11 protein-coding genes are annotated in these 13,088 nt (G+C 33.3%); 4 read left to right on the top strand and 7 right to left on the bottom strand.

Features of this window, described 5'->3' with window-relative positions; translation table 11 throughout:
• Positions 1–297: 297 nt before the first annotated feature.
• The 6 genes from prfB to fakB1 all read right to left on the bottom strand — a co-directional run bounded on the left by prfB (position 298) and on the right by fakB1 (position 7,984).
• Positions 298–1,414, bottom strand: a protein-coding gene (gene prfB, locus AST02_RS11525; RefSeq protein ID WP_141714380.1) for a peptide chain release factor 2 whose coding sequence is annotated in 2 segments (ribosomal slippage) — positions 298–1,341 and positions 1,343–1,414 — 1,116 coding nt in all. Because the reading frame shifts where the segments join, the coding sequence is not laid out codon by codon here.
• 218 nt (positions 1,415–1,632) lie between these two features.
• Positions 1,633–4,164 (bottom strand): preprotein translocase subunit SecA, encoded by a 2,532-nt coding sequence (gene secA / locus AST02_RS11520; RefSeq protein WP_069817901.1) that lies wholly within the window; start codon positions 4,162–4,164, stop codon positions 1,633–1,635.
• Between the two features lie 297 nt (positions 4,165–4,461).
• Complete coding sequence (hpf, locus tag AST02_RS11515) at positions 4,462–5,028, bottom strand: ribosome hibernation-promoting factor, HPF/YfiA family (protein ID WP_069817900.1); 567 nt, start codon at positions 5,026–5,028, stop codon at positions 4,462–4,464.
• A 66-nt stretch (positions 5,029–5,094) separates the two neighbouring features.
• Entirely contained in the window at positions 5,095–5,766 is a 672-nt protein-coding gene (locus AST02_RS11510) for a ComF family protein (protein ID WP_069817899.1), read from the bottom strand.
• Entirely contained in the window at positions 5,759–7,081 is a 1,323-nt protein-coding gene (locus AST02_RS11505) for a DEAD/DEAH box helicase family protein (RefSeq protein ID WP_069817898.1), read from the bottom strand. Before AST02_RS11505 ends, AST02_RS11510 begins: the two co-directional genes overlap by 8 nt.
• Before the next feature lie 39 nt (positions 7,082–7,120).
• On the bottom strand, positions 7,121–7,984 hold the full coding sequence (fakB1, locus tag AST02_RS11500) for a fatty acid kinase binding subunit FakB1 (RefSeq protein ID WP_069817897.1): 864 nt from the start codon (positions 7,982–7,984) through the stop codon (positions 7,121–7,123).
• Between the two features lie 171 nt (positions 7,985–8,155).
• On the opposite strand from fakB1, the gene AST02_RS11495 reads away from it, so the two are divergent.
• On the top strand, positions 8,156–8,797 hold the full coding sequence (locus AST02_RS11495; RefSeq protein ID WP_069817896.1) for a YigZ family protein: 642 nt from the start codon (positions 8,156–8,158) through the stop codon (positions 8,795–8,797).
• 67 nt (positions 8,798–8,864) lie between these two features.
• Here the strand turns inward: AST02_RS11495 and AST02_RS11490 are convergent, their stop codons facing one another.
• A complete protein-coding gene (locus AST02_RS11490; RefSeq protein ID WP_069817895.1) occupies positions 8,865–9,929 on the bottom strand; it encodes a glycosyltransferase family 4 protein in 1,065 nt (354 codons plus the stop codon).
• Positions 9,930–10,338: 409 nt separating this feature from the next.
• On the opposite strand from AST02_RS11490, the gene gdpS reads away from it, so the two are divergent.
• The 3 genes from gdpS (at position 10,339) to AST02_RS11475 (ending at position 13,087) form a co-directional block, all read left to right on the top strand.
• On the top strand, positions 10,339–11,409 hold the full coding sequence (gdpS, locus tag AST02_RS11485; RefSeq protein WP_069817894.1) for a GGDEF domain-containing protein GdpS: 1,071 nt from the start codon (positions 10,339–10,341) through the stop codon (positions 11,407–11,409).
• 401 nt (positions 11,410–11,810) lie between these two features.
• The gene (locus tag AST02_RS11480; RefSeq protein ID WP_069817893.1) at positions 11,811–12,572 is read left to right on the top strand and encodes a threonine/serine exporter family protein; all 762 of its coding nucleotides are present in this window, start codon (positions 11,811–11,813) and stop codon (positions 12,570–12,572) included.
• A 14-nt stretch (positions 12,573–12,586) separates the two neighbouring features.
• Complete coding sequence (locus AST02_RS11475; protein WP_002508286.1) at positions 12,587–13,087, top strand: threonine/serine exporter family protein; 501 nt, start codon at positions 12,587–12,589, stop codon at positions 13,085–13,087.
• Position 13,088: the final 1 nt, after the last annotated feature.

Genomic DNA, 13,088 nt, shown 5'->3' with positions numbered 1-13,088 from the left:
ACTGTCTTGAATTTTAATCAATCATAATATAGCATAAATTTTCCCCTCTTTTGTGATTGTTATTATACTGTAATGCAATAGACAATTGAGACTAAATATGGGTCAACGCTATTAACTTAAAGCGCGTTTAAAACCTTGATATTACAACCTTTTAAAGCGTCTCTATATACATCAGCTTAATCTAACATGTAATATTTTAAATTGCATTTTACATATTTTTTTTATTTTTTCTTTTAATTTAAAAAGATCTCGTCACTAGTTTAAATACTAATGACGAGATCTCTTATTATCATTTGCTTAACTTTCTGAATGATCCATTTGACTACGTAAGTATGCTTCTATAAATGGACTTATATCACCGTCCATAACTGCATCTACTTTACCTGATTCTTCATTTGTTCTATGATCTTTAACCATTGCATAAGGATGGAAAACATAAGATCTTATTTGACTTCCCCAGCCAATTTCTTTTTGCTCACCACGAATTTCTGCCATTTCTTGCTCTTGTTCTTCAATTTTCAATTGATATAACTTGGCTTTCAATGTCTTCATTGCAGCTTCTCTGTTTTTAATTTGAGAACGCTCATTTTGGTTGTTTACTACAATGCCTGTAGGATGATGGGTTATTCTAATTGCTGATTCTGTTTTATTAATATGTTGACCACCTGCGCCAGATGCTCTAAATGTATCAACATTAATATCATCTGGATTTATATCGATTTCAATTTCTGTATTATTGAATTGTGGTATAACATCACAAGAAGCGAATGAAGTATGTCTACGTCCAGACGAATCAAACGGTGAAATACGGACAAGTCGATGCACGCCTTTTTCAGCTTTCAAATAACCATAGGCATTATGACCTTTAACGATTAATGTAACGCTTTTAACGCCCGCTTCATCACCAGGTAGATAGTCTGCAATTTCAACTTTAAACCCTTTGTGTTCACAATAACGTTGATACATTCTTAAAAGCATATTTGTCCAATCTTGCGATTCCGTACCGCCTGCGCCAGGATGTAGTTCCATAATGGCATCGTTCGCATCGTATGGACCATCAAGTAATAATTGTAGTTCAAAATTATCTAAGTTTTCTTTAAAATCTAATACGTTTTGTTCTAAATCTGACTTCATATCTTCATCATCATCGTCTAATAATAGTTCTCTTGTTGTTTCCATCTCTTCTATTTCAGATTCTAATCCTCGATATGCATTTACGATCGTTTTTAAAGCATTATTCTTATCGATAATTTCCTGTGCTTTATCTTGATCATCCCAAAAAGTAGGATCAGTCATCATTTCTTCGTATTCCTGAATATTTGTCTCTTTTTCTTCTAAGTCAAAGAGACCCCCTAAGCTGCTCTAATTTTTCATTATAATAATCTATATTACGTTTAATTTCTGATAGTTCCATCAATGCATCTCTCCTGTTATCGTACGATTGAAATACTACTATTAAATTATGTTATTTTATTCAATATATCTATTCTACAAAAGTTTGAGGCTTAATTACAACTCTGCCACTGTTTTTTATTTATTAAAACACGCTAACTTTAATTTTTGATAAATAAAAACCGGAAGTTGATATATGCTTTATCAAGGCTTCCGGTTTTATTTAAAATCACTTTCAAATTACGCACCGTGGCAGTTTTTATATTTTTTTCCACTACCGCAAGGGCAAGGATCGTTTCTACCGATATGATCATCTTTAACATAAGGTGATGCTTTAGCTTTTTCTTTACCATCTTCTGCAGATACGTGTTCAGCTTTACCGAAATCTGTTGCTTTATCACGTTCTAAGTCATCTTCAACTGTTACTACGGATTTCAAGATATATTTGCTAACATCTTCTTCGATGTTTTGCATCATTGTATCGAAAAGTTGGTGACCTTCGTTTTGATAATCACGTAATGGATTTTGCTGGCCATAAGAACGCAAATGGATACCTTGACGTAATTGATCCATTGTATCTATATGATCTGTCCAATGTAAATCGATTGAACGAAGTAAAATCATACGTTCGAATTCATCAAATTGTGTACCAATTTTCTCTTTTTGATCTTTTAACGCGACTTCAACTTTTGACCAAACAATATCAATGATATCCTCTTGGTCCTTACCTTTGATATCTTCTAGTTTTAAGTCACCTTCATTTAAGAATACATCATCAATATAGTTGATGAATGGCTCATAATCTAAATCTTCTTCGTCTTCATTTATATAATAATGAACGCTTCTATCTATTGTAGAATGGAGCATTTCATTTACTAAATCTCCACTTTCATCATTATCAATAATACGGTTACGTTCACCATATATAATCTCACGTTGTTTACGTAATACATCGTCATATTCAAGTACACGTTTACGTGCATCAAAGTTATTACCTTCTACACGTTTTTGAGCAGATTCAACGGCACGGGACACCATTTTAGATTCTATTGGTGTAGAATCATCCATACCTAAACGATTCATCATACTTTGTAAACGTTCTGAACCAAAACGTACCATTAAATCATCCTGTAGGGATAAATAGAAGCGACTGTCCCCTTTATCACCTTGTCGTCCAGCACGACCACGTAATTGATCATCAATACGACGAGATTCATGTCGCTCTGTACCAATTACTGCAAGGCCGCCGATTTCTTCAACACCTACGCCAAGTTTAATATCTGTACCTCTACCTGCCATGTTAGTAGCGATAGTAACCGCTCCACGTTGACCTGCATTAGCAACTATATCTGCTTCACGTTCGTGATTTTTAGCATTTAAAATGTCATGACGTACGCCATGTTTCTTCAATAAATTAGAAATATATTCACTGGTTTCAACTGCAACTGTACCCAATAGTACAGGTTGTCCAAGTTTATGTTTTTCAATAACATCATCAACAACTGCATCAAATTTACCTTTTTGACTAATGTATATTAAGTCTGGTTTATCCACACGTTGTATCGGTTTGTTAGTAGGTATTTGAGTTACAGTCATATTATAAATGTTTCTGAACTCTTCTTCTTCAGTTTTAGCTGTACCTGTCATACCAGAAAGTTTGTTGTACATTCTGAAATAGTTTTGGAATGTAATAGAAGCCATTGTTTTAGATTCGTTTTGAATCTTCACGCCTTCTTTTGCTTCTATGGCTTGGTGTAAGCCTTCTGAAAAGCGACGTCCTGGCATTGTACGACCAGTAAATTGATCAACAATTAAGACTTCACCATTATTCACCATGTAATCCACATCTCGTTGCAATGTTACATGTGCACGTAACGCAGTATTAATATGGCTAATAATATCCACATTATTAACATCATATAGATTATCAATCTTAAACATGCGTTCTGCTTTATCAATACCTTGTTCTGTTAATTGAACAGCTTTTGTTTTTTCATCGTAGTTATAGTCGTCTTCATTTTTCAACATTTTAGCAAAGACATTTGCTTGTGTATAAAGCGAAGTCGATTTCTCAGCTTCACCTGAAATGATTAGTGGCGTACGCGCTTCATCGATTAAAATTGAGTCAACTTCATCAATAATAGCAAAGTTCAATGGTCTCATAACACGTTCTTCTGCATAGTTCACCATATTATCACGTAAATAATCGAAGCCTAACTCATTGTTCGTACTATACGTAATATCACTTGCGTATGCTTCTCTCTTCTCATTTGTTGTCATACTGTTGACGTTTAATCCTACTGATAACCCTAGGAATTCATATAGTTCTGCCATTTCTTCGCTTTGTGTACTAGATAAATATTCGTTTACTGTAATAACATGCACACCGCGACCTAACAATGCGTTTAAATAAACTGGCATTGTTGCAGTTAACGTTTTACCTTCACCCGTTCTCATTTCAGAAATGTCGCCACCATGAATTGCAATACCACCCATAACCTGAACTTTATATGGAATCATATTGAACACACGTTTTGAACCTTCTCTTACGAGCGCAAAGGCTTCCGGTAAAATATCATCGAGCATTTTATATTGTTTTTTAATATCTTCTTCTGCTTGTAATTGTTTTTGAAATGCTTTTGTTTTCTCTCTAATTTCTTCATCAGTTAATATCGACGTATCCTCTTCTAACGCAAGGACTTTGTCGGCTAATTTACCAAGGCGTTTTATTTCTTTTTTATTGCCATCTGCAATCTTTGATAAAAAACCCATTTTGTTCGCTCCTTTAGCTTTTTAACTCTTCGCTTACAACAATTTATGATATCATTTATAAGCTTAAATTTACACTTATTAACTTTCCATTTAAACAGTTTTTTCGCTTGTTAATGCTATTTTTTATTTATTAGTAGTTTTCATTTTTTATTTTATTTCTTATTCAATTAAAATATACACAAGATCTTACCTAACTTTCAAATTATTTCATAGTAACACAACAAAAAATGAGCGTCCATGATTTAACTCAATCATGAACGCTACAGTTAGTTTAATATTGGACTTAATTAAAACAAATTATTCAGTTGTTTCAATCAAACCATATTTTCCATCTCTTCTTTTATAAACAATACTCGTACCATCAGTTTCACGATCTGTGAAAATAAAGAAATCATGTCCTAATAAATCCATTTGCAATACTGCTTCTTCTGAATCCATAGGTTTCAAACTGAAATTTTTTGAACGAATAATTTCGATATCACTTTCATTGTCATCATTTTGAATCTCTTCTGCTTCACTTTCTTGTGGCAATGATGCAAATGCTTCTTGTTCTCCACGACTTCTATTTTTACGATTTACACGCGTTTTGTATTTTCTAACTTGTCTTTCAAGTTTACCGTTAATCAAATCAATACCTGCGTATAAATCATCGTGGCGTTCTTCAGCTCTTAAAGTAACGTTTTTCAATGGAATAGTTACTTCGATTTTTGCTGCTGAATTTTGATACGTTTTTACTTTAACATGTGCGATTGCATTTGGCACATCATTAAAATATCTTTCTAATTTACCAATTTTCTCCTCAATATAGTTGCGAATCGCATCAGTAATAGTGAGGTTCTCCCCGTGAATTTCAAATCTGATCATAATAATCGACTCCTTTAAAACCTCTATATTGGTAATATTGCTTACTCTTATAATACCACGTTTCTCCTACCGTGCAAACGTAAACACATCGAATTTTCTGATTTTTCTAACAAAAAGTAATTCTGCAGCATTATGAACTGTTAAGCCTGTAGTATAAATGTCATCTACAAGTAAAATGTTTTTATTTTCTAAATCTATATTTTTTACGATTTCAAATGGATTTTTTGATTGAGCCCGTAATTGTTTTCCTAAAATTGATTGCTTTGGACGTATGCGCGTACGTAGTATTGGCTCATAACTCACACCCATTTTATCTAACACGGTCACCACAGGATTAAATGTTCGCTCTTTATCTCTAACTAAAGGAGATGGTATGGGCACAATATAATCATATGACATTTTAGGAAAATGAAGCTGTGTTGCTAATATTTCACAGATTGCGACATCTTTCTTAAATTTATATTGATGAATCAGGGTCTTCAACATACCTTTATATTGGTATTGGCAATATAACTGATTCATTAAATTATATTTTGTAGCTAAAAATAGACAATCTAAGCAATCCGCTTCATTTTCTTCTAAGTTCTTTAAACATCTGACACACCGATTGAGGGGTTTAATATTGAGCTCATTCCAATGTTCTATGCATGATTCACATAATTTAGATGCTTTTTTATAAAATGTGAAGGCGTTAAACGCTTCAGAAAACGTGTGATGACATTGAATACATCTAGCCATCTAACCATCCCCTGTTGTGTGCTAATACGTTCATTTTTTTAATATCTTTGCGTGCTTTAAGCATGTCCATGGTAATCCCCTCGTGTAAATATAATACTAATCCTGTCGGAGCTTCTAATTTACGTCCCACTCTTCCAGCTATTTGCACAAGTGCACTGCTTTCAAACATATGACTATTAAGCACGATGACGTCTAAGTTCGCCATAGTAAATCCTCTTTCTAAAATTGTAGTGGTAAACATCACTTTATATTTACCTTTTCTTAAATCGCTCACTTTTTCAAAACGAAGTACATCCTCACTATGTACATAGGCCAATGAAGTTATTTCTGTTTTATAACAATGGTACATTTGTTTCATAAGATGTATGTGATTAAAAAACACGAGCGTATACCGTCCTGTTTCAATTTGTTGTTTCAATCGATTCATAAGAAATCGTTGTATTTTATGAAATTTTATTTTGTAATATTTAAACTGAGGAACTGGCAAAGGTTTCCTATGAAAACGGGCAGGCAATGTTACTATACCACCATCTTTCATTTTGCTAAGTAATGCAGTTGGTGGCGTCGCAGTCATATAAATGTGGCAATGATGTTCTTTTGAGGCATGAGTGATGACATCAAAGAGCATTGGATCCATTGATAGCGGAAATGCATCAACTTCATCTACAATAACCAAGTCAAAATGATGCTTAAACCGATATAATTGATGCACTGTAGCAATTACAAAGTGCCCATTATGACATTGTCTCTGACCTTGATAAAGTACATCTATCGCCTCATCTCGAAAAGCTGCTTTAATACGTAAACTCACTTCTATAACAACATCTACTCTTGGCGATACAACGGCAACATTATAGCCTGCACTTCTCGCAAAGCTAATACCTTCAAAAATCATTTCTGTCTTACCAGCGCCTGTCACAGCATATAATAAAATAGATGTTAAATTTTTAACCGCTTCTAAAATTTGAATTGAAGCAAAGCGTTGTTGTTCTGATAATTCAAATGGTAAGTGATATATCCCTTGGGAAATCGCCGTATTTGTTTCAGTAATATAAACTTCATTAATATTATCCATTCTGCTCAAATTGATACAATTTCTGCAATACACAACTTCTTTATCTAATAATGTTGAAAAGTATTTGTAAAAATGACGTTTTTCTTGTGTATGACATTGTATACAATACCAGTGCCCTTGTTTGTTTATCACACCAGTAGAAATGTGTCTGATTTTCTCATCAGTTAACATATCTTTTTCGGTAATTAGTTTTCCATAATGTTTTATCTTAGATGACCTCCAATAAAAAAAGACATGGATACCATTCTTGGCATGACATGTCTTTAAACGAGTTAATATTTATGATATACGTATGTTTCTCCCTGTAAACCCTAGTCCCATACCACCAGAACCTAAGTGCGCTGCAATAACCGGACCTAACTTAGAGCGTTGCAGTTTATATTGTGGGTATTTTTCTTGTAATTCTTTTTCCATCCAGGCTGCATCTTCTGATTTATCACCCTCAATAATATATAATGTCACTGCTTCATAATCTTTCACTTGAGCGGTAACTTTATTAACGATTTCATTGAGTGCACGTTTTTTCGTGCGAACTTTTGATTCTGGTACGATTTTGCCGTCATCAAATGTTAACACAGGTTTCATTTTCAACATTGTACCTACCCATGCTTGCGCTCCAGTGATACGACCACTTTTCTGTAAATTTTTTAAATCATCTACCATTAAGATTGCACCCGTTACTTCTCGCATAGCTTCAAGGTCTTTAATAATATCTTGGGGCTCATATCCTTGTTCTATCATTTCAACTGCACGTAGAACATAACCACCTTCTACCATCGCAGCTAATTTCGAATCAAATGTATGCACATTGATACCTTCTACCATTTTCCCTGCTTGCGTAGCTGTTTGATAACTGCCACTAATACCAGATGAAATAAAAACAGATATGACATCAGTATAGCCTTCATCTTGAAGTTCTTTAAAATGTTTTATAAACTCTCCAATGGCAGGTTGACTCGTCGTGGGAATTGTATTTGAAGTTTCCATTCTTTTATAAAATGCATCCGTTGATATTGTTGCGTTTTCTACAAAATTTTCACCATTATCGAAAGTTACGCTTAGCGGCGCAATTCTTATGTTATATTTTTCTATTAGCGTTTGAGATAGATAGCTCGTTGAATCCGTCAAGACAGCAATCTTCATCTTAATCCTCCTCAATTATACTCACAACTATGATACCCTATTTTAAGTAAAAAGAAAATTTATTTTTGCATTTAATCTATAATACAATACAGTGTATAATATGTGTAATTAATGAATTTTAAAAACATATATAAATGATTGTCTGACTATACAAAGATGAGGTGACGATAAATGGATGATGCAATAATCACAATTAAAAAAGAACATACAATTGAAAATATAATCAGTAAATCACGTTTTATAGCACATATTAAACCTGTGGAATCTGAAGATGCCGCTAAAGCTTTTATCGAGGCAGTGAAATCTGAACACCGAGAAGCAACACATAATTGTTCAGCATATACAGTTGGAGACCAAATGAATATCCAAAAAGCAAATGACGACGGTGAGCCAAGTGGTACAGCGGGAGTTCCTATGCTCGATATTTTAAAAAAATTAGAGATACATGATGCTGCCGTAGTGGTCACACGCTACTTTGGTGGCATTAAATTAGGCGGTGGCGGATTAATCCGTGCATATAGTGGTGCAGTACGAGATGTAATTTATGATATTGGTAGAGTTGCTTTGCGTCCTGCTATACCTACAACGGTTACCATTGCTTATGATTTAACAGGTAAGTTTGAATATGAACTTGCGAGCACACCTTATTTATTACGTGATACGAATTATACTGATAAAGTAAGTTACCACATTGATGTTGTTAAAACAGATTACGCTCAATTTATAGATTTTTTAAATCGTAACACTTCAGGAAATTATGATTTAATAGAAAATGAAGTTGTACGCTTACCTTTCGATATTTCTACTTCTTAATTTTGAAATCCAAATTATACGTATCAGAATATAAAATAAAGAGACTTCCATCTTGGAAGCCTCTTTATTATTGATGTTCGTCGTCTTTGTTTCGTTGTTTGTTTTCAATTAATTTCATTAAAGGTCTGTAATCATCATCAATGAGACCAGTAAATTCTACAATAAGCTCAATCGTAACTAAAATAAGAATGAGCATCATGAGTACACCCCATGGTTGAGATAAATATAATATAATACTAGCAAGACTAAATAGTAATGCTATAGAATATATAAGTATTACGGTCTGGCGATGTGAATAACCTAATTCTAATAATTTATGATGTAAATGCGATTTATCTGCTTGCATAATATGCTGACCTTTCTTCACACGACGTATCATCGCAAACAACGTATCAATAAACGGCACTGCTAAGATAACAATTGGGAAGAATAGTGAAATAAAAGTTATATTCTTAAATCCTAGTAATGATAGGAATCCTACAATAAATCCTACAAGTAACGCACCACTATCACCTAAAAAGATTTTAGCTGGGTGGAAATTAAAGAATAAGAATCCTAAAAGCGCACCTATTAAGACACTGCAAATCATCATAATAAAAATATTTGCTTGTAATATTGCTATAAAGCCAATTGTCATTAAGGCAATCATTGATACACCAGATGCTAATCCATCTAATCCATCGATTAAGTTAATTGCATTAGTGATGGCTACAATCCAAATCACAGTGATAGGAATCCCAAATACACCAAAATGTATCGTAGGTCCAATTGGTAAGGAGATAAAATCAATCGTCACTCCATAGTAGACAACGACGAGTGCTGCAATTACTTGGCCAATTAATTTTATAACTGGTTTCAAATCATAGATATCATCTACAAGTCCCACCAAATAGATTAATACTGATCCAATAACAAGCGGTTTAACTTCAGTTTCTATCGGATGTCCTAGCCATATCCCTAATAGAAACGCAAAAAGTATTACAGTTCCGCCTAATACAGAAACGGGTTTTGTATGTACTTTTCTAAAATTCGGCTTATCTACAATGCCTAGTTTATGAGAAACCTTTATAATTATTGGTGTTAGTATTAAACTGACAATCATTGAAAAAATGATTAATAATAATGTATACATCAGTTCACCTTCATTAATATAATTCTTGATTATTTCGAATTTCAAAGTCGTTACATTGAAAATAATTTTAACTTTAAACTGCAAATTTATATTATCTATAAAATGGTCTGTGATGTTGATGCAACTCTAACAAATTGCACATCCGCCATATCTAAATATTTATGCACTTAATACCATAATACCTCATACGCTTTTACTTATACAAATAGTAATGAGATAATTAACATCCTATAAACGAATTTGTTTTGATTTTTAATTATAAACTGAGTGATTTATATATAATCACTCAGACAAATATTTTAACATGAATACTAAGTGAATGTTATAAATTTCTATTTATATAGTGATGACAAAATGTAAGTTTTCACTTACAATAACTAAGTGTTTATTCAAAGGAGTGTAACGTTAAATGTTTGAAGCTATTATCTACAATATCTCTGTTATTGTGGCAGGAATTTACTTATTCCATCGCCTACAGTATTCAGAAAATAAAAACATGGTGTTTTCAAAAGAATACGTCACTATTTTAATGACGATAGTAGCACTTTTACTATCCGCCTACCCAGTGCCCCTATTCAATGAATACGCACTCTATTTATCATTCGTGCCTATTTTATTCTTAGGTAGATATACAAATATGGTATACACCGTTCTAGCCGCGATTATAGTATCTGTAGTCAATGTACTGATTGGTGACTTCACAATTATTATTGCTACGATTCTCATCGTTATAGCCATCGTGGTCGGCGCAGTTGGACCATTTTTAAAACAAAGCGACATTGTTTCATTACAAATCCTTAATGCAATTACATTAGTTATTTTGCTTATCTTATCACTTATCAGCCCTTATTATGAATTAACAGAGGTGTTGTTCTTAATACCACTATCCTTTATTTTAACGATTACTTCTTCTATCACATTTGTTGATATTTGGCATTTTTTCTCATTAGTTAATCGTTATGAAAATGAAGATAAACTGGACTATTTAACTGGTTTGGGTAATGTTAAAGAATTTGATAGACATTTAAATGAAACGACGCGTATCGCTGAAGAAAACAATGAAAGCTTAGGGTTATTACTCATTGATATAGATGGTTTCAAAGATGTAAATGATAAATTTTCACATAAATCTGGTGATGCCGTACTTAGACAAGTCGCACAACTATTAAAAAATTATGTGCCTCAACAATTTAGTATTTATCGTAATGGAGGCGAAGAATTTTCAATTGTCTTATACGATTATACTTTAGATCAATGTGTAAAACTCAGTGAAAATATTCGTGCAGGCGTAGAACAATCTACTTTCCATTTACCGAATAAAGAAGTTATCAAGTTATCTGTATCCATTGGTGTAGGTTACTTAACTCAAGAAGAATACAAATCTCAACGTAAAGTATTCAAAATTGCGGATGACATGCTGCACATGGCAAAAAATGAAGGCCGTAATCAAGTCATGTTTAATCCAATTGTTAAATTATAAAAAGCACTTCAAATTTAAAACTGCTTAAACAGGGAGCGGGAAGTATAAAAACAAAGTTCTAACTTTGTTTTCATATTCCCGCTCTCTTCTTTTTATGCTCACTTTCTGTAGTCACGTTTCAAATTGTGCAACTCCCCCTCTTCATTTCAAAAAATAACTACGTCTAAAAGCAGACACAGTCAACACTTAAAGAATCTATATGTTAAAATTGAAATCTAGATTGAAGCGTATGTTTCAATTGTTATTTTTTAACTTAAAAACAACAATTACAAAATTATGTTTGTTACAATATATAATGGGAGTTTAAAAATTAATAACAGAGTATGAATTGTTATTGAAAGTTACTGTTGTACGCTGTAAACTTTCAATTGTTCTAATATTATTCTAGGAGGTGACCAACTATGTCAGATACAATCACTATCATTGATGAAGACAAAGTGATTGATGTCGTACTTATCGCGGGAAGAATTTTGCTAGAAAGTGGTGCTGAAACCTATCGTGTGGAAGATACGATGACACGAATCGCTGCCAACTATGGCTTAGATGATACATATAGCTTTGTAACTTCTACAGCAATTATTTTTTCCCTTAATGATCGTACGAACACGCGACTTGTACGCATTCGTGAGAGAACTACTGATTTAGAAAAAATCGCCTTAACCAATAGTTTATCGCGTAAAATTTCAAACAATCAATTAGATATAGATGAAGCAAAGTCAGAACTTATACATTTACATCATGCATCCTTACAATTTTCATCTATTACTAAGTTCTTCGCAGCAGCAATCGCATGTGGATTCTTCCTCATCATGTTTGGCGGCGGAATAAACGACTTCTTTTTCGCTATTATTGCTGGAGCTGGTGCGTTTTTAACTTTTGATTTTGTACAACGCTATATTCAAATTAAATTCTTTTCAGAATTTCTTAGTGCTGTAGTTGTTATAACGGTCGCCGCCACATTCACTAAATTAGGTATGACAGAAAACCAAGACTTTATAACCATAGCTGGCGTCATGCCTCTTGTACCAGGGATATTAATTACGAATGCTATTCGTGATCTAATGGCTGGAGAATTGATTGCCGGTATGTCTCGTGGCGTTGAAGCAGCTCTCACAGCATTTGCAATTGGTGCCGGCGTTGCCATCGTTTTATTAATATTTTAAAAAGGAGTGCTTATATGCTCATCGGATATTATGTTTTACAATTTATTGTCAGCTTTTTAGCTACAATGCTTTTTTCGATTATCTTTAATGCACCACGTCGCCTCCTTTTAGCTTGTGGTTTCGTTGGCGCAATGGGCTGGATCATCTTCAAACTTACTGTGGACTTAGATTTCGGTAAAGTAATGGCTTCATTTTTAGGAAGCTTTATTTTAGCAATTATGAGTCACGTAATGAGTAGACGTTACAAACGACCTGTTATTATCTTTATTGTTCCAGGGATTATCCCATTAGTACCAGGTGGTTTAGCATATGAAGCGACACGTTATTTAGTTAGTAATCAATATACACTCGCTACAAATACATTTCTTGAGGTCACTTTGATTTCAGGCGCGATTGCTTTTGGTATTCTATGTGCAGAAATCATCTATCATCTCAATACACGGATTAAACAACATTATGGTAGAATGAATGGTAAAACATATAAAAAATCTTACAATATGAACAATAGAGCTTAAG

The sequence above is a fragment of the Staphylococcus equorum genome (assembly GCF_001747895.1).
Lineage (GTDB): Bacteria > Bacillota > Bacilli > Staphylococcales > Staphylococcaceae > Staphylococcus > Staphylococcus equorum_A.
This window is presented reverse-complemented; position numbering and strand designations above follow the sequence as displayed.